The 18,386-nt window shown below is 39.8% G+C and carries 17 protein-coding genes and 1 pseudogene; 12 read left to right on the forward strand and 6 right to left on the reverse strand.

Features of this window, described 5'->3' with window-relative positions:
* The first annotated feature begins 535 nt into the window (after positions 1-535).
* The 3 genes from MKY65_RS08675 to MKY65_RS08685 all read left to right on the forward strand — a co-directional run bounded on the left by MKY65_RS08675 (position 536) and on the right by MKY65_RS08685 (position 4,160).
* Positions 536-1,321 (forward strand): ABC transporter ATP-binding protein, encoded by a 786-nt coding sequence (locus MKY65_RS08675; RefSeq protein WP_339184043.1) that lies wholly within the window; start codon positions 536-538, stop codon positions 1,319-1,321.
* 95 nt (positions 1,322-1,416) lie between these two features.
* Complete coding sequence (locus tag MKY65_RS08680) at positions 1,417-2,502, forward strand: hypothetical protein (RefSeq protein WP_339184044.1); 1,086 nt, start codon at positions 1,417-1,419, stop codon at positions 2,500-2,502.
* Between the two features lie 758 nt (positions 2,503-3,260).
* Positions 3,261-4,160, forward strand: coding sequence for a diacylglycerol kinase family protein (locus MKY65_RS08685; protein WP_339184045.1), 900 nt, complete (start codon positions 3,261-3,263; stop codon positions 4,158-4,160).
* Between the two features lie 79 nt (positions 4,161-4,239).
* Here MKY65_RS08685 and MKY65_RS08690 read toward each other — a convergent pair whose 3' ends face one another.
* Positions 4,240-4,485: a phage holin gene (locus tag MKY65_RS08690; protein WP_339184046.1), complete on the reverse strand. Its 246-nt coding sequence runs from the start codon at positions 4,483-4,485 to the stop codon at positions 4,240-4,242.
* Positions 4,486-4,988: 503 nt separating this feature from the next.
* Positions 4,989-5,906 carry a LysR family transcriptional regulator gene (locus MKY65_RS08695; RefSeq protein ID WP_339184048.1) on the reverse strand — a complete coding sequence of 306 codons (918 nt, stop codon included), beginning with the start codon at positions 5,904-5,906 and terminating at the stop codon, positions 4,989-4,991.
* Positions 5,907-6,186: 280 nt separating this feature from the next.
* Between MKY65_RS08695 and solA the strand changes: the two genes are divergently transcribed.
* From solA to MKY65_RS08735, 8 genes are all read left to right on the forward strand, one after another.
* Positions 6,187-7,356, forward strand: a complete 1,170-nt coding sequence (solA, locus tag MKY65_RS08700) for an N-methyl-L-tryptophan oxidase (protein WP_339184050.1) — start codon at positions 6,187-6,189, stop codon at positions 7,354-7,356.
* Between the two features lie 452 nt (positions 7,357-7,808).
* Entirely contained in the window at positions 7,809-9,020 is a 1,212-nt protein-coding gene (fdhA, locus tag MKY65_RS08705) for a formaldehyde dehydrogenase, glutathione-independent (RefSeq protein WP_193065108.1), read from the forward strand.
* Between the two features lie 45 nt (positions 9,021-9,065).
* Complete coding sequence (locus MKY65_RS08710; protein WP_339184052.1) at positions 9,066-9,476, forward strand: heme-binding protein; 411 nt, start codon at positions 9,066-9,068, stop codon at positions 9,474-9,476.
* A gap of 619 nt (positions 9,477-10,095) precedes the next feature.
* A complete protein-coding gene (thrS, locus tag MKY65_RS08715) occupies positions 10,096-12,018 on the forward strand; it encodes a threonine--tRNA ligase (protein WP_339184055.1) in 1,923 nt (640 codons plus the stop codon).
* A gap of 111 nt (positions 12,019-12,129) precedes the next feature.
* Positions 12,130-12,588, forward strand: a complete 459-nt coding sequence (locus tag MKY65_RS08720; RefSeq protein WP_339184056.1) for a GNAT family N-acetyltransferase — start codon at positions 12,130-12,132, stop codon at positions 12,586-12,588.
* A gap of 124 nt (positions 12,589-12,712) precedes the next feature.
* Positions 12,713-13,255, forward strand: coding sequence for a GNAT family N-acetyltransferase (locus MKY65_RS08725; protein WP_339184057.1), 543 nt, complete (start codon positions 12,713-12,715; stop codon positions 13,253-13,255).
* 198 nt (positions 13,256-13,453) lie between these two features.
* Positions 13,454-13,642, forward strand: coding sequence for a hypothetical protein (locus MKY65_RS08730; RefSeq protein ID WP_339184058.1), 189 nt, complete (start codon positions 13,454-13,456; stop codon positions 13,640-13,642).
* Positions 13,643-13,657: 15 nt separating this feature from the next.
* Positions 13,658-13,912, forward strand: a complete 255-nt coding sequence (locus MKY65_RS08735) for a spore coat protein (RefSeq protein ID WP_042533348.1) — start codon at positions 13,658-13,660, stop codon at positions 13,910-13,912.
* 132 nt (positions 13,913-14,044) lie between these two features.
* Here the strand turns inward: MKY65_RS08735 and MKY65_RS08740 are convergent, their stop codons facing one another.
* Positions 14,045-14,662 (reverse strand): response regulator transcription factor, encoded by a 618-nt coding sequence (locus MKY65_RS08740; RefSeq protein WP_339185170.1) that lies wholly within the window; start codon positions 14,660-14,662, stop codon positions 14,045-14,047.
* Between the two features lie 426 nt (positions 14,663-15,088).
* Positions 15,089-15,496: an SLAP domain-containing protein gene (locus MKY65_RS08745; protein ID WP_339184060.1), complete on the reverse strand. Its 408-nt coding sequence runs from the start codon at positions 15,494-15,496 to the stop codon at positions 15,089-15,091.
* 156 nt (positions 15,497-15,652) lie between these two features.
* On the opposite strand from MKY65_RS08745, the gene MKY65_RS08750 reads away from it, so the two are divergent.
* Complete coding sequence (locus MKY65_RS08750) at positions 15,653-15,868, forward strand: DUF2187 family protein (protein WP_042533352.1); 216 nt, start codon at positions 15,653-15,655, stop codon at positions 15,866-15,868.
* Between the two features lie 122 nt (positions 15,869-15,990).
* Here MKY65_RS08750 and MKY65_RS08755 read toward each other — a convergent pair whose 3' ends face one another.
* The gene (locus tag MKY65_RS08755; protein ID WP_339185172.1) at positions 15,991-17,874 is read right to left on the reverse strand and encodes a fructose-specific PTS transporter subunit EIIC; all 1,884 of its coding nucleotides are present in this window, start codon (positions 17,872-17,874) and stop codon (positions 15,991-15,993) included.
* A 69-nt stretch (positions 17,875-17,943) separates the two neighbouring features.
* Positions 17,944-18,384, reverse strand: a pseudogene (locus MKY65_RS08760) (fructose PTS transporter subunit IIA); the annotation flags it as partial.
* Positions 18,385-18,386: the final 2 nt, after the last annotated feature.

An 18,386-nucleotide genomic window follows, 5' to 3' on the forward strand; every position in this document is an offset into this window, starting at 1 on the left:
AGAATCAACCGAAAAACTAGCAGCAAGGGAATTTATTCGTTGTTATTGTAATTAATATTAATAGCTACCGCTACAGAAAAACACTACGCTTTCCGTGGGCTTGAGCTCAGCCTCCTTTAAAGAAGACTTGCTGATTGGCAAGTCGTCAGGCACAGACAGAAGCAAAGTCGCACTTATGCCCCGCGGGTAGAAAAAAAGAAGTTCGCTTTTTTTCTGCGGGGTCTTCCCTCCGCGCTTTCCCACAGGAGTCTCCGTGTTTTTCTTCCGCTAGTTACTGTTTTCAATCATTATTTCGTCATTTTTATAAGAAAAATAAAGTGTAATTTCTTACTTCAATTTATATAGTATTATTTAGGCAGATTATCTAGGATTAACGAAGGCATTGCTTGCTGTCCGCATTATTCCCGTTATTCCTTTGATAATAGGTTATATAAAATTACAATGATAAAAGGCATTTTACTAGAAAAGCAGCACATCTTATAGTATTCTAGCGGAATAATTAACAGACTTTTCAATTAGATAGAGGGGATAAGAAATGGAGAACATTGTTTATTTTAATGAGATAACATGGCGCAGAAATGATCAGGAAATTTTACAGGATATTAATTGGCAAATTAAAGAGGGGGAGCATTGGGCCATTTTAGGTTTAAATGGATCAGGTAAAACCTCGCTCTTAAATATTATTACTGGTTATAATTATCCGACGTCTGGGAAAATGACCGTGCTGGATCGGCTTTTTGGAAGAACAGATTTATCTGAATTACGAAAATCAATTGGCTATGTAAGCAGTGCGCTGGAGCGTTTTCAAGAGACAATCCAGCTGGAGCCGGTTGAAAATGTGATTGTCAGCGGTAAATTTGCTTCCTTTGGTATTTATGAAGAGGTATCTGAAGCGGATTGGCAGCAGGCTGATCAGATTCTTTCAGACCTTCGATTAGACTACTTAAAAGGGAAAAAATATCAAGTGCTTTCGCAAGGAGAAAGAAGAAGAGTTCTTATTGGCCGGGCGTTAATGAGCCAACCGGAAATACTGATTTTAGATGAACCCTGCTCCGGCTTAGATATTTTATCGCGTGAAGAAGTGCTGGAATTAATGGACGATATAAAAGCGAGTACGCACCTGCTTTATGTCACGCATCATATTGAAGAAATTACAGAAGCCATTTCCCACGTGGCCTTAGTTCGTGATGGGAAGTTGGTAGCGACTGGAGAAAAGCAGGATGTTTTAACCGATGCTTTATTAAGTGAAACATTTAAAATCCCTGTTCAGGTACATTGGGACGGAGGCAGACCCTGGTTAACGATTGAAAAAAGAAGGTAGCGGCTTGCATGACTTTTCCCTGTTTGAAGATATTTCTAATTTATTGGAAAAGGTGTATGATAAAGAAGAAGAAATTAGAAATGGGGGAAAATATAGTGAAAAGCAGATTGTTTAGGCTGATGGCTGTAGCTGCGGCTATCGTATTATTGCTGGGAGCCTGCAGCAATAATGATGAAGAAGCTCAAGAGCCAGCGCCAGAACCGGATGAACAGACAGAAGAAATCCCTGAATTAGAGGAAGAAGAAGCAGAAGAGGTATTACAAACCTACAAAGAAGCATTCCAAAATGTGATTGAAAATGCAGCGGAAGACAGAGAAGTAACGGATTTTAATTCTCTGGAAGAGCTTCAGGAGGAATTCTTGACCATTATGTCAGATGATTTAGCAGCAGACATGGTGGATACTTATTTTGAAGAGAATGAAGAGGGACCCATCTACATAGTTACTTCCGAAGATCCTGTCTGGTTTGATGAAGAAGAAACGTATGAATTGAAGAAAACAGAAGATGATGTGTATGAAGTAGAGCAAGAACAGACAGATAATTTGCTTATCGTTACTTATTCTATTTCCTGGGATGAAGAGAAGTGGATTGTATCTGATGTAGAAACAGAGGATATTCCAGTTGAAGAAAATGATGGGGATGCTTCAAATGGGGAAGCGGATACGAATCAAAACGAACAGGAAAATGATACAGATAATGACACTGCAGATCAAGAAGCAGGTGGAGCAGCAGAAGAAACAAATGAATCAACAGATGAAGATACAGCAAATAATGAAGTAAATGCAGCGGAAGAAGAGAATGATCAGGTAAGTTCTGACAGTGAGGAAAATAATTCTGGCCAGGGCGATACAGATACCAGTGACCGTGATACTTCAGAAGATACCGATATGGATAACTCTGAGAGCAATCAGAATCCGGAATCAGAAGAGAACGAAGAAGAGAATACAGATGAAAATGCCTCATCGATTGATGCTGCAGCAGCTGAAAAATTAGTCAAAGAACACTTAAATATGGTCGATGATAGTTTAGAGGTTGTTACGAGTCATCAGGATGAAGAAGGAAACTATGTGGTGCAGGTATATGAGCTTGTTGATCAGGATGACGACTTAGCACATACCGCTACGTATGGATGGTATACGGTAGATCAGACTACCGGAGAAGTAAAAGAGACAGAATTCTAAATAAGAATAGATTAACAGCTGGTGGAATGTTCTGGAAAAAACGTTTCGCCAGCTTTTTTCTTTTGAAGGAATAACATCTTACAAATAATTTAAGCTGTGTTTTAGCAAGAACAGCAGGTCTCATGTACAATGGAATAAAGGTATTTTTCATGCTGCATGGTAAAATGTTCCTCCAAGATTACTTTCTGTGCATCGAAGCGATTCCCTGTATTTCATATCCATACTGTCATGATTGGGTTGTTCAGACGAAAGCTGATATTACGCCCAGCTCATTAAAATGTTATTTCTTTCATTCGCTGTAGAATCCTATCAGAGCGCAGGCTAACCACGCAGACTCCTATGGGAACAGGGCGAGCTGAAGATCCACTTGAAAAGCGGTTTTCTTTTCAAGTTAGCTGAAGCCGTCCCCATGGCAGACTATGACCGCAACGTCCTGGGGTTGCGATTACTCACCCCATCGAAAACATTTGTTGCAACGTCTGCACTAGTACGTCCTGGGACTGCGATTACTCGTCCCATCGAAAACATTTGTACGTCGGAAAGCGGAGTGGTTGGTTGCAGGAGCTATGCACCATCACCAATTCCAAAGTGGCCGGATATTTAACCAAAATGCAAGTATGATAATGAAGAACATGTTCATCTTGGAATAGCAAGATATATTTGCTTATTCTTAGGTGCGAAAGTTGAGTTATTTATAAATGTAATGGAGAACTTTAAACATATCGATGCAGTAAAATATGGATTTGTGAGGAGCGGAAATGGTGAAAAAAGTCGCTTTAATTATAAACCCGAACGCCGGAAAACAAAAGCTGGCACAACAATTAGATAAAATTCAATCTAGATTAACGGAAATATTTGAAGAGGTAACCATCTTTCAGACCAAGAAAGAAGGGGATGGAAAACGTTTTGTTGAAAAGCATGCAGAAGGAGTTGATTTACTGATTGCAGGCGGGGGAGATGGAACTGTTTTTGAAATCATGAATGCCATCGTTCCATTGAAAAACAGGCCAGTTTTCGCTATTTTGCCAGGCGGAACATGCAATGATTTTTCCCGGACGCTTGGCATCAGCCAAAAGCCATTAGAAGCGTTAGAGCAAATTATCATGCAGAAACGAATTCAAGTCGATGTAGGTAAATACGGTGAGAACTACTTTTTAAATTTCTGGGGAATTGGCATTATTACCAAGGTTGCTGAAGAAATGGATGAAGCAAATAAGCAGGTTTTTGGGAGAGTTTCTTATTATTTGAACACTTCAAAGCTTGCTTTCCAAAATGAAGCTTTTGGATTGAAATTACATAGCGAGGAATTCGATTACGACGAAAACGCAGAATTGCTGGTTATTGGAAATGGTTCCTTTCTCGGCGGAATTCAATCCTTCTTTCCGAATGCAGATGTAGAGGACGGAAAATTTGATGTCTTGATTGTCAAAGAAGCAAAACTGAAGTATTTAAAGAAATGGCTGGAGGCCAAAATACAGGATGATTATCCAAAAAATGAAAAAGACGATGATATTATTTATTTTCGGACAAACCGTTTAGAAGTATCTGCTTCCCCGGAACAAAATATTGATTGTGATGGCGAATTTTTAAATAAAACACCAGCAACGATTGAAGTGCTGCCGAAACATTTGGATATGATTTATGGGGAGATGGAATAAAAAGCAAAAGCTGAGGGATAAGTGTATGCCTGTTCTGCGTAAAGAAGAGGCAGGACCTTGTCCCTCAGCTTTTTCTGTGTTAACGTTTCAGCTTTTCCATCAGTTTATCCGCTTCCTTTGCAGAGGGTGTATAGCTGTTATTTTTCCAATGGTTCCAGATTTCGGATACGAATAAAGCAATGAGAGATAACACGGAAACAAGCTCTTCGTTCGACAAAGGAATGAGTTTGTAGCCTAAAAGCATGGCAGCTGTATTGATGAATACGATGATTAAAACAGCCAGCCGAATCCATTTATTATTTATTTTTGCCAGATTTTCACTCAAGAAAGAAACCTCCTTATTGTGACCATTTAAATTTACTTGCATCAAGGGCCATTAGATTATCCTTATATGTGACGTCGTCGCGTATGGTTTTGATGGGGAATTCCTCCAGCTCCAGCCCCTTTTTCCATTGCAGTACAGAGCGGAGTTTTATTTTATAACTATGGTTATTTGAAGATAATTATGAGCATAAAAGGCAATAAATAAGGCGGGATAGTAAATGGAGTTATCAAAAAAAGCTGCATGCATTGTTGTGATGCAGAGATATTAAAAAGACTGGAGGGGAATTTTTGGGGTTTTCCCCCCTGTTGGAAGCAGGAATCTTTGCAGTCTGTTGCACTGTACTCAAATATATAATAAAGACAAGGGAGATCTGTATTTTTACTACTTGACTCCCTTGTGTTTTGAGTGCAGAACGTAAGATAGGATATCGGTGAAAAAGAGAAGAAGGCTTAAAAAATAAGATAATGATTCATGACGCTATTCTTTGCAGTAATTAATTTCTGTCATAGCGAATAGGCTTCACGTTCCGAATCATTAACAACCGGTTTTACGAAAGGAGAATAAGGTGTATGTTTATATTCATGTATGGTGTCGATAAATTTTTCCATCGTATTTGTTAAGTAGGTATCGGTCCGTCTGATAAAAACCGTTGATATATCACTGTACTTTTTGGGAATCGGATAACATTGAATGGTTCCTAATTCCTCCAGATGGCTGACTGCTGACTTAGAAACCAGGCTGATGCCGAGTCCTGATGCAACACTCCCCAGAATGGTGTCCAATGTCCCGAATTCCATAATTTTCGGATTCATTATCCCCTCGTCGTGCAGCCAGCCTTCCAGCCGCTCCCGGTAGCTGCATCCTGAATTGAAAACGAGTAAGGGCCTATTTTTTAATTCTTGATAGTCCGCTTTTCTGCTATCGGATATGATAACTAACTCTTCTTGGAAAACGTTAATTTGCTCCATTTCCGGGTGTTCGCCAAAGCCTGTAACAAAAGCGCCGTCCAGTTTATGCTTCCATACCTGGTTAATAAGATACTGAGATACGCCGGTTTTCAGTGTTAAATCCACATTGGGAAAGTTTTTATGATAGGCGGATAAAATCATCGGCAGCTTCATAATCGTTTCGATCGTACCAATCTCAAGCGTACCAGATGGATGGGCAGAATCCCGAAAATCTTTATTCATTTCTTCTATCATAAATAATATCTTTTCTGTATAGCCCAGAAGCTTTTTTCCTTCTGAATTCACCGTAGTCCCTCTGCTGTGGCGATCAAATAACTGGGTTTGTAATTTTGCTTCCAATGATTTTATTCTGGCTGTGACGTGTGATTGAACATAATTAAGTTCATCTGCGGCTTTGCTGATACTCCCATTCTGGGCAACGCTTTGAAAAATTAACAAGTCTTTAATCTCCATTTCCAGCCTCCTCCAATTTCCATTCATTACTGGTGATAGCAGCTATCTTTTTAAATCATTATTCATGATTGCGATTTCATTTTATAATATACCTTAATAAGAAACAAGCTGAAATATTTGAAAATTAAGAGGAATTATTTTTTTGCCCGGCTGATAGTGATGGTCGCAACCCTGGTGTTTGAAAACATGAAGATGAATAGCATGGTTTAGTTACTTCCGGATAAGGTATTTCTTAAAAAATGGATATTTCATTTCCTATAAATTTAAGGGAGGTTGTCAGATGACGAAACATTATGATGTCATTGTGGCTGGTGCAGGTTCGATGGGAATGGCTGCGGGGTATTATTTGGCGAGGCAGGGGGTGAAGGTCTTGCTCGTTGATTCCTATGATCCGCCGCATGATCAAGGGAGTCATTATGGGGAAACCAGAATTATTCGCCATGCTTATGGAGAAGGAAGAGAGTATGTGCCGCTTGCTCTTCGGGCACAGGAGCTTTGGAATGAGCTGGAAAAGAAAACCCATCATAAAATATTTACCCAGGTTGGAGCTGTGGGATTTGGTCCTGAAAATAATGCGCCATTTATTGAGGAAGCAATTGCCAGCGGGAAAGAATACCATTTAAAGGTTGAGCAGCTCACAGGTACACAGATAAGAGAGCAATTTAGAGGGCTGCATGTTCCAGATAACTATAGCGGTTTTTTTGAGCCGGACTCAGGGATTTTATTTAGTGAAAATTGCACGCAGGCATATAAGGAGCTGGCTATACATCATGGAGCAGAAGTTTCATTTAATAATCCCATCAAAGATATCGAGGCCTATGAAGATACTGTCAAAGTGATTTCAGAAAAAGGTCTGTTCACTTCAGATAAGTTAATTATTAGTGCCGGTTCCTGGTGCGGGAAATTAGCTGACAAAGTAGGGTTAAAACTCCCCATTGTTCCAACAAGACAGCCTGTTGCCTGGTTTGAAGCAAATGAAGCTTTATTTAATTCAAATGTATTCCCTGCGTTTATGGTAGAGGTGCCAGCAGGTGATACAAGAGCTATTTATTACGGTTTTCCTACCTTTAATGGCTGCGGAGTAAAAATGGGAAGACATGATTATGTTCATGCGATAGATCCAGACACAATGAATCGAGAATTCGGAACGGATGAAAACGACGAGGGGCATCTCCGGGAGTTTCTGAATCAGTTCATGCCGGAAGCATCCGGTCCCTTAAAGAAAGGGATGATTTGCTTATATACCAGAACGCCAGACGGTCACTTTATCATTGATAAACATCCTGGCTATCCCCATATCTCTATTGCGGCTGGGTTTTCAGGGCATGGTTTCAAGTTTGCAAGTGCAGTAGGAGAAATACTATCTCAATTAGCTGTGACTGGCGAAACAAAGCATGATATTTCTATTTTTAAATTGAATCGCCCAAGTCTGAAGGATCCAATAACATAAAAAGAAACTTCATGTAACGGAAGCTTTACGGCCGATTCTCCATGATAGAATTCATAATCACCGAACAATAGATATGGAAAATGGAGGAGATTCTACTAAAATTATTATTTTGTGTTTACCAAATATTACAGCGGGAACAGTACCTGAAAAGAAAATTATAGCAGTGTAAATGATATAGACTCAGGGTTTAATGCGCCAATAGGAGATTGTAATAATATACTTTCCCTGTTCCTTTTTGAACGCCCTTTGTCATCAGTTTTACAGATGGGTCTTATCAATATTAGATATTTTACCTGCTGGCAATTAGAATCTATTATAGGAATAAATAGAAATTTTTTGAAAATCAGAACCTGCTTGATTATTAATTAAAAGGGGGGATTGAATTCACATTTTCCTATTATGACATCGCTTGCAATCGGTAGTTCAAACAAAAGATTGGAGGAATCATAAAGATGACAAATAAAGGCGTCGTGTATAAGGAGCCGGGAGTAGTAGCAGTTGAAGAAATTGGATACCCAGATCTTGTCTTAAGGGATGGCCCCGGTGTCAATCCCCTGAATGTTGGCCGAAAATGTGAACATGGTGTTATTGTGAAAGTGGTTACAACGAATATATGCGGAAGTGACCAGCATATGGTTCGAGGCAGAACAACTGCCCCGTCCGGATTGGTTCTTGGTCATGAAATTACTGGAGAAGTCATTGAAACAGGACGCGATGTGGAGTTTATTAAAAAAGGGGACTTTGTTTCCGTTCCGTTTAATATTGCTTGCGGGCGCTGCCGAAATTGCAAGCAGCAGGATACACATATTTGCGAGAATGTGAACCCGGATCGTCCCGGTTCCGCCTACGGATATGTGGATATGGGCGGCTGGGTTGGCGGCCAATCGGAATATGTAATGGTTCCTTATGCGGATTTTCAGCTGTTGAAATTTCCTGATAAAGATCAGGCAATGGAAAAAATCTTGGATTTAACGATGCTGTCTGATATCTTTCCAACCGGTTATCACGGGGCGGTAAGTGCAGGTGTTAAAACCGGATCAACAGTATATGTAGCAGGAGCCGGACCTGTTGGATTGGCAGCTGCTCACTCTGCTCAATTACTTGGTGCGTCTGTTGTCATCGTTGGGGATATGATTGAAGAACGGCTTGCTCAGGCGAGAAGCTTTGGCTGTGAAACGGTAAACCTGCGGGAGCATGCTAATTTAGAAGAACAGATCGAACAAATTCTTGGAACACCAGAAGTGGATTGCGCGATTGATGCGGTTGGTTTTGAAGCGAGCGGCCATGGAGAAAATGCAGACGAAGCCCCAGCTACTGTATTAAATTCCATTATGGATATTACCCGGGCTGGCGGGCGTCTAGGTATTCCGGGGCTTTATGTAACGGGTGATCCCGGTGCCAAAGATAAAGATGCACAAGAGGGCGCATTAAAAATCCGGTTTGGTTTAGGCTTTGCCAAGGCGCATACCTTTGTAACCGGGCAAACTCCTGTCATGAAATACCACAGAGATTTAATGCAAGCTATTTTAAGCGGAAAAGCACAGATTGCCAAAGCGGTCAATGCAACGGTTATTTCACTGGACGAAGCTCCTGCCGGGTATAAAGAGTTTGATGGCGGCGTCGCGAAGAAATTCGTCATTGACCCGCATGGTGCATTACGATAATTTTGGAGAATCTTCTGCCTATTTTTTAGAAGGAGGAATCATTTGATGACTAAAGTAAATCTGGAATTAGCGAAAAAACTGATTGAGGGTGCTGAAAAAGAAGCTGAAAAAATTGGCGTTTCGATGGTTATATCGGTTGTCGATGAAGGCGCAAATCTCATTGCTGTACACCGGATGAATGACGCGTGGCTGGCCAGTATTGATATCGCACAAAATAAAGCCTGGACTTCCGTTGCGTTAAAAATGCCAACTTCTAATTTAGCAGAGGCAACAGTACCGCATGCAGAACTGTACGGATTAAACACCACGAATAATGGACGGATTGTACTCTTCGGAGGAGGAATCCCATTAGTAGAGAATGATCAAGTTATCGGTGCTGTAGGCGTAAGCGGAAGCTCTGTAGAGCATGATATGCAGGTAGCGCAGGCAGCAGTGGATGTTTTTGAGAATAAATAATTTCGGCTCAGCTTATTATTTTAAAAAACACGCTTGCATAAATGAAAAAACTTTAGTATGATATTCTATAATTTATTCAAGAGAAGCGAAGAAGAGGACATGAATTACATGGAAGGTTCAAAGAGAGGAGAGCAGAAGGTGAAAGCTCTCTAACCAAGAAGCGTAATTTACCGCCTCCGAGCTGTGTCAGGGTAACAACTGACGCCGTCATATGCAACGTTACTGCTAAATGAAGCCGTCAATCAGCTTGACGGGAATCTGGGTGGAACCGCGAAGTTAACACATTCGCCCCTTCTTAGGAAGGGGAGGATGTGTTTTTTTAATAAAATGAAAAGCTTGGAACAATAAAAGGCAATGAAGAGGACATGAATTACATGGAAGGTTTAAAGAGAGGAGAGCAAAAGGTGAGAGCTTTCTAACCAAGAAGTGTAATTTACCGCCTCCGAGCTGTGTCAGGGTAACAACTGACGCCGTCATATGCAACGTTACTGCAAAATGAAGCTGCCAATCACTTGGCGGAAATCTGGGTGGAACCACGGAGAAGCATATTCGTCCCTTTTTATGAGAGGGAAGAGTATGTTTTTTTATTTGCCTAAAATGAAGAAGGAGTATGTAGAAAATGAAAAATGAAGTGAAAATTATATTTCCAGATGGAAGAGAAGGTAAGGCAGACAAAGGAGTTTCCTTAAAAGAAATTGCTGAACAAATATCAAAAGGCTTAGCGAAGAAGGCTGTTGCTGGAAAAGTGAACGGCAAGCTGGTGGACGTAAGTTATCCTATTGCCGAAGAAAGTGCGATTGAATTGTTGACACTGGATTCAGACGAAGGTCTGGAGGTCATGCGGCATACTGCTGCACATATTTTAGCACAGGCTGTTGAGCGGCTTTATGGAAAAGGAAACGTTCAGTTTGGTATTGGTCCGGTGATTGAACATGGGTTCTATTATGATATGAAATGTCGGGAATCCATTACACAGGCAGATTTGGCGAAAATCGAAAAAGAGATGCAAAAGATTATACAGGAAAATCTTCCAATTTATTCGTATGAGTTATCCTTGGAGGAGGCGAAAGCGTATTTCAAAGAACAGAACCAGCCTTATAAGGTTGAACTGTTAGAAAGTATCCCGGCTGAGGAAGCAATCACAATCTATGAACAGGGAGATTTCGCTGATTTATGCCGGGGCCCTCATTTACCGTCTACCGGATTCGTGAAGGCATTTCGTCTTACAAGTCTGGCAGGAGCATACTGGCGGGGCGACAGTAATAATGAGATGCTGCAGCGTATTTACGGCATTGCCTTTGCGAAGAAAAAAGATGTAGAAGCGCATTTGCATTTCTTAGAGGAAGCAGAGAAAAGAGATCATCGTAAATTAGGAAAGCAGCTGGAGCTGTTTATGTTTTCTGAAGAAGCGCCTGGCATGCCGTTCTATTTGCCGAATGGCCAAATTATCCGTCAGGAGCTTGAACAGTTTTCCAGAGAAGCACAATTAAAAGCAGGCTATCAGGAAGTGCGTACACCGCTTTTGATGAACCAGCAGCTTTGGGAAGAATCTGGTCATTGGGATCACTATCAGGAAAATATGTATTTTTCGGAAGTAGATCATACTAATTTTGCATTAAAGCCGATGAATTGTCCGGGACATATGCTGATTTATAAACAAAAGCTGCGTTCTTATCGTGATTTGCCGATCAGGCTGGCTGAGTTCGGCCAAGTCCATCGTCATGAATACAGCGGCGCTTTAAATGGATTGCTCCGGGTCCGTACTTTCTGTCAGGATGATGCCCATATTTTTGTAAGGGAAGATCAGGTAGAGGCGGAAATGGAAAGAGCCATTCGTTTAATTGATGAGATTTATGGGGTGTTTGGCTTCAGCTATGCCGTTGAATTATCTACGCGTCCAGAAAAATCAATGGGAGAAGATGCTGCTTGGGAGGCCTCAGAGCAGGCATTAGAAAATGTGTTAGAGCGGATGGAGCTGCCTTACCAAGTAAATGAAGGAGACGGTGCATTTTATGGCCCGAAAATTGATTTTCATATCAAAGATGCCTTGGGACGCAGTCATCAATGTGCGACGCTCCAGCTTGATTTTCAAATGCCGGAAAAATTTGATTTAACTTATGTCAATGCAGAAAATGAAAAGCTGCGCCCTGTTGTTATACACCGGGCAATTTATGGATCCATCGATCGCTTTTTGGGCATTCTGATTGAACATTTTGCAGGTGCTTTTCCTGCTTGGCTGGCTCCTGTTCAGGCCATTATTTTACCAGTTTCTTCTGTTCATCATTCCTATGCAAATCAATTAATAGATACTTTTAAAGAAGCAGGTATCCGTATCGAAGCAGATTATCGGGAAGAAAAGCTGGGACTAAAATTAAGAGAAGCACAGATGAAAAAAATACCGTATATTTTTGTTGCTGGTGACGAAGAAGAAGAGAACCAGACAATAAACGTCCGAAAATATGGAGAAAAGCAGAGTCAGAGCTTATCGGCGATAGACGTACAGAAACATCTTGAAAAAGAAATTGCGGAAAAGCGCGCCTGATTTTACAGAATTAGGAGTTTTAAATTAGATATCTTTGAGTAATTACTGTCCATTCTTTTTCCTTTCGTATAAAATGGAGGTATCATCTATAACTAAGGGAGATGAGTGAGGATGACAATTACATTTAAGGAAATTGACAGCTCGAACTATAAAAAATGCTCGCTATTAAAGGTGAATGATAATCAAAAAGATTTTGTAGCTCCTAATTGGTATTCTGTTTTGGAAGCAGTATATGAAAAGGAAGAGAAACATCCCTATGCAATTTATCATGAGGAGGAAATGGTCGGGTTTCTCATGTTCTGTTATTACCCGGCAGATGATATTTATGATAAGGATTCATGGTGGATGGAACGATTTATGATTGCGAAGGATTTTCAAGGCAAAGGATATGGAAAAGCTTCTTTAAAGAAATTTATAGAAGACTTTCAAAGAGATTATCCGGAAGAAGAATTACGCACCTCTGCTGTAAAAGAAAATCATGTAGCCATCACCTTATATGAACATAGCGGCTTCCAGCGGACCGGTGAATTTGTTGAAGAAGAAGCAGTGCTGTTGTTAGAAGCAGAATAGGAATTTTCTCATGAAAGCCGATGATTTCATACAGTCATCGGCTTTTTACCACAACAGCATCTGGACAAGGAAAGAATGATAAAAGGGCAGTGCCAAAGTGAAAAAAGTAACAGGAGGTTTTACGGTGAATTGGTTTCAACGTTTAAACGGATATTTTCCAGTGGAAGAAATGAAAGCGGAAGAGCAATTGAAAGCTTTGCTGAAGGACAAGCCAAATCATTATCATAAGGATGAAAGTGATTTGCACATTATGATGTATGCGGAGTATGCCGATTTTGTTTTTGTTGACTTTTTATGGGTTTCTGAAAATGCCCGGGGGAAAGGGATAGGTAAAAAATTGATCCAACAGTTAAAAAACAAACAGAAAACGATTATTTTGGAAGTAGAGCCAGTCGATGAAAGGGATGAAGATACAGAGAAACGCCTGCGTTTTTATTTCCGTGAAGGCTTTAAGGTTTCAGAAAGGATTTCTTATCGATTCCAGGCATTAGTATCTCATACAGAAATAGAATTGGATATTATGTACTGGGATGAACAAGAAAAAACAAATGAGCAATTACTGAATTATATGATAACCATTTATGAGGAAATTCATTCTTACAAACAGAAAGAAATCTACGGGTTTGAACCGAAGCTGACAAGCGATGTTTTGAGATTAAAGGCATAGCATGAGAACAGTCTTACATAGTTTTGGAACGAGAACTGTATTTGCTATGAAAGAAAATATAGAAATGGATTCCGTCTTAATATGTTTTAAAATGAAATAAAACAGTAAAAAATTTCTTTATCGCACCTATCCAAAAGCATATAAATTCATTCACCGGGCATAATAACCTTGATAAATTTATGGAAAGGGGTTTGTCTGATGAGCCAATTAACGCAAACAGAACTGGAAACATTGCGTAAGGTTATTGGAGAGCATGGAATGATTGTGAATAAGCTGGAGGCCTATGCTGAACAGGCACAGGATCCGGAATTTAAATCAATCCTGCAATTTGATGCACAGGATGCTCGCAATGCGCAGCAACAATTAATGTCATTTTTACAACAATAGGAAGGTGATTTGAAAATGTTTCAGGATAAAGAGATGGTAAATGATTATTTAAATGGTCTTAATGCAAGTTTGAAAGGTTACGCCGGTTATATTTCTGAATCGAATAACCCTGCGTTGCGCCAAAAATTTGTAGAACTAAGAAATCGGGATGAAGCACGCCAATTAAAAGTATACCAATATGCATTGCAGCATGGTTATTATCAGCCTGGTCAAACGGCAACTCCTCAAGAAGTACAGCAAGTGCAAACAGAATTATCTCAGGGCAGCTAATAGCTGGAAAGAGCGTGTGTACAGCATAAAGTACAGTTTCAGAATGCCTGAGTGTGTTACAAACTATCCATTATAAAAACGAGAAGTCTATATATTTCATAGGCTTCTCGTTTTAGTCATACTTTTTATTTTTTAGATCCAGCCTTTACGATACGCTAACAGCATCGCATTCGTCCGATCATTAACATTTAACTTGCGTAAAACGGTGGTTACATGGTTTTTCACTGTTTTATCAGAGATTTCTAAGTTGTTGGCGATAATTTCATTGTTGTTTCCTCTGGATATTTCAAGTAAGACATCCCATTCCCGTTTGGTAAGAAGGCCATCCGGACGGGACTGTAACGTAGAAGATAGCGTTAAAAATTCATCGTGTAATGCCTTAGCTAATTCGGGGTAAACATAAATGCATCCTTCATTAATAAAGCGGATTCCTGATATGATTTCATTCAGGCTCATATTTTTAACAAAATATCCATCTATATCAAATTCATACAAGCGGATAATATCCTTCATATGCAAATTAGGCAGGATGATTGCTAGTTTCACATCCTTTAACTGTTCCTGTTCGAGAATGCGTGTAATATCGTTGTATTGATAAATTGGAATCATAATTAAATCCGGTATATTTGATGAATCAAGTTGAAAATCATCCAAATCTCTTAAAGATAGGATTGAAATATTTAAATTTGTTTTTTCAGATAACGTAAATGCGTCAATAAAATTCAAAGTTGAATTCGAAGTTGGTGTCATACTCAATATTATCCTCTCCTGTCATTTGAGCAAGTATTTTCGTGATGTCAATATAAAATGAATAATTATGCGATGTTGATTCTTGAAGCTGACTTACAGGTTTCGACTAATCTGTTCGAGCTTTTAATACTATAAGGGCAGGGATATGGATTTTCAACTTATTCATGATGAAACCTATCTTCAAATATAGCATAGGATTGTATGAAATAAAATCTTGTAATAGTTTTTTAATAAAAAATGATAATTAAATCCCGGTTTAAAAAAGAAAAAGTACCTACCTATGCATGAATATCCAAGTAATATACTAATTATAAAACGAAATGTAGTTCAAAGGGTACGTTTTTTAATCTATTTTCCAATATCAGGTTGAACCAGGAAATATAACAGCAGTTATTTTTCACCACAATTAGTCATTATCCGTCATAATCAATCATGAGAAGCAAGGTCATTTAAATTGTGACAAATTAAGCTGCCATGTAAGTTAATAGAGCTATTTGTAAAGCTGAATTCCGGAAAAATAAATGTCCAGGGCATGCTGGTGTCTGGAGGTACATAAACCCTTTCTAAAGTGAATGTCTTTTCGGCTTTTACTGCGTCGTCTTCTACGTATTTTAGTGTGGTGTTTCCAAAGGAATACGCTTGGCTGCTATAATTATTAATTAAAACAGTAACCAATAAATCAGACCGGTGATTTCTTGCTTGCCATAAAGGGGTAAATGTCATTTGTTTTCCAGCAGTATTTGGCAGCACGAATCGTTGGAACGTTTGTTCAATTTTACGACGGTCCTTATCGGGAAGCGCTTCATCCCATTTGGGGTCAAAAACAAGGTTCATAACAAATCCTCCTTAAGATACCTTGATTATATAAGATTCGAGCATAGAAATAAATTTTTAGCGTTTCTTTTGAAAAAAAATATAATTCCTTATACACTTGTGGTACGATGAATGAGGTAAAATACTAGTTCGCTATTGATACAGGGAGGTTATAACATGGAAGAAGAAAATTTAGAACAAGAACCGGTGAAGCAGGAGGATATTGCAGAAGTCGGTGAAACCATCAGTATTGTTCGAGGAGAATATAAGGGTAAGAAAGCAGAAGTGCTTATTATCCGCGAGAATTCGGTTATTGTCCGTATCGGAAATCATCCATCTACTGGAGAGCCGATTAAAACCGTAGTAAATCATAAAAATTATAAGAGAAAATAGTTTCGATATAATGAAGAGCTCTGGCATCGCAATTGTGCCAGAGCTTTTTTATGTATTAGAAAAAGAGGCGAGTTCAACATTTGTCGAACTCGCCCCTTGAAAATCCAGGTATTGATTCTTTCTTATTTGGAAACTGGTTTTTTCCATATACCAAGTATTAACGCTGAGATAACTGTACCAATAAGTAATGATAGTAAGAAGAACCACCATGCATTACCTAAGAAAACAACGAAAATACCGCCATGTGGTGCTGGAATGGTACTATGGAAGAATTGTGTCAGCCCTCCGGCAATTGCAGCACCGATAACAGATGAGGTAATTACACGTAATGGATCAGCAGCTGCGAATGGAATAGCACCCTCTGTAACAAAGGAGAGTCCCATTATATAATTGGCTGTTCCAGATTTACGCTCATCTGAAGTAAATTTATTTTTAAAGAAGGTTGTTGCAAGGGCGATAGCCAATGGCGGCACCATACCGCCAATCATAGCGGCTGCCATAAATGCGCCGTCTCCTGTATCATTAAAGATTCCGATAGAGAAAGTGTAAGCAGCTTTATTAAATGGTCCGCCCATATCGATAGCCATCATACCGCCAAGAAGGATGCCGAGTATAACGATATTTCCTGTACCCATTCCTTCAAGGAAGCTTAGGATGAAGCTATTTAGTTTAGAAAAAACTGGTCCGATTGCAAAGTACATTGCTGTTCCTGTGGCAAGTAATCCGAGCACAGGATATAATAAAATGGGTTTAAGGCTTGCTAAAGACTGTGGCAGGTCTTTTAATAAGTGTTTGATTAATACGACCAAGTAACCAGCTACAAAACCGCCAATAAGACCGCCGATAAAACCGGCATCACTCTGTACTGCCATCATACCAGCTACAATACCAGGCATTAAACCAGGTCTGTCGCCAATACTCATGGCGATATAACCAGCAAGAATTGGAATTAAGAAATTAAATGCTGTATCTCCAACACTGTTAAAGAATAAGAAGAATTCTGATTCACTTCCTAAGAAACTTTCAAACAGGAAGGAAATAGCCATTAAAATTCCGCCGCCAATAACAAATGGAAGCATGTGGGAAATTCCGTTCATTAAATCTTTATAGATTTTCCCCCAAGCGGATTGCTTTTCGTACTCTCCATCGTCATCCGATTTTTCACCGGAGTCACGATAAACGGGCGCATCCTGTGTAGATGCTTTGGTAATTAGTTCTTCTGCTTTTTTAATGCCGTCTACAACCGGTCGCTCAACAACGTGTTTGCCATCAAAACGTGCCATTTCTACTTTTTTGCTGGCAGCAATGATAACGCCGGAAGCACGCTCGATGTCTTCGTTTGTTAAATGGTTTTTCGTACCATCTGAACCGTTTGTTTCTACTTTGATGTCTACATTCATTTCTTTTGCTTTTTTCTTGAGAGCATCCTCTGCCATATAGGTATGGGCAATACCAGTAGGACAAGCCGTTACTGCTACGACGAAAGGTTTTTCATCACTGCTGGCTGAACTGCCTGATTCGGGCGCCTCTGCTTTTTCCTCCGCAGCATCCTCTTGTGTTGCATCAAGGAACAGCTGCTGCACTTCATCAGGTGTAGATGCTTCCTTCAGCTTTGCTACAAAGACAGGTTCCATTAACAGTTTGGAAAGAGCAGCCAGTGTTTGTAAGTGCGTGTCATTTCCGCCTTCAGGGACAGCAATCATAAAGAAAAGGTGCGCAGGCTGTCCATCTAAGGAATTATAATCTACTCCATTTTTACTTTTGGCAAATAGGACAGTAGGTTCGGTTACTGCTTTTGTTTTTGCATGCGGCATCGCAATCCCGTCACCTAATCCGGTAGAGGACTGTTCTTCGCGAGCCAATATAGCTTCTTTAAATGATTCCTGCTCTGTTAAGACATTATGCTTATAAAGGTTTGCAATCATTTCATCTATTGCTGCTTCTTTGGATGAAGCTTGAAGGTCAAGAAGCATGACGTCTTTTTTCAATAGATCGGTGACGTTCATCTCTTCGTTTGTTTCTTCAGCTGCTTCCTCTTCCGGAGCGTCCTCTTCTTTGGTTGCTTCTGCGAAAAGCGCTTGTACTTCATCCGGAGTGCTTGCTTCTTTTAATTTACCTGTGAAATCCGGTTCCATCAAAAGACGGGATAGCGCTGCGATGGTTTGTAAGTGTGTATCACTTCCATCATCCGGAACAGCAATCATAAAGAAGAGGTGGGCAGGCTGTCCATCTAAGGAATCATAATCGATTCCTGCCTCACTTTTAGCGAATAAGACAGTAGGTTGGGTTACTGCCGCTGTTTTCGCATGCGGCATGGCGATTCCGTCACCGAGGCCGGTGGAGGATTGGTCTTCGCGAGCCAGGATAGCTTCTTTAAATGATGCTTGTTCTGTTATAATGCCATTTTTATAAAGACTTGAAATCATTTCATCAATGACAGCTTCTTTCGATGTGCCTTGAAGGTTTAAAATCATGACGTCTTTTTTTAATAAATCAGTTACCTGCATGTTTTTCATCC

Source organism: Oceanobacillus sp. FSL W7-1293, assembly GCF_037969815.1.
Lineage (GTDB): Bacteria > Bacillota > Bacilli > Bacillales > Amphibacillaceae > Oceanobacillus > Oceanobacillus oncorhynchi.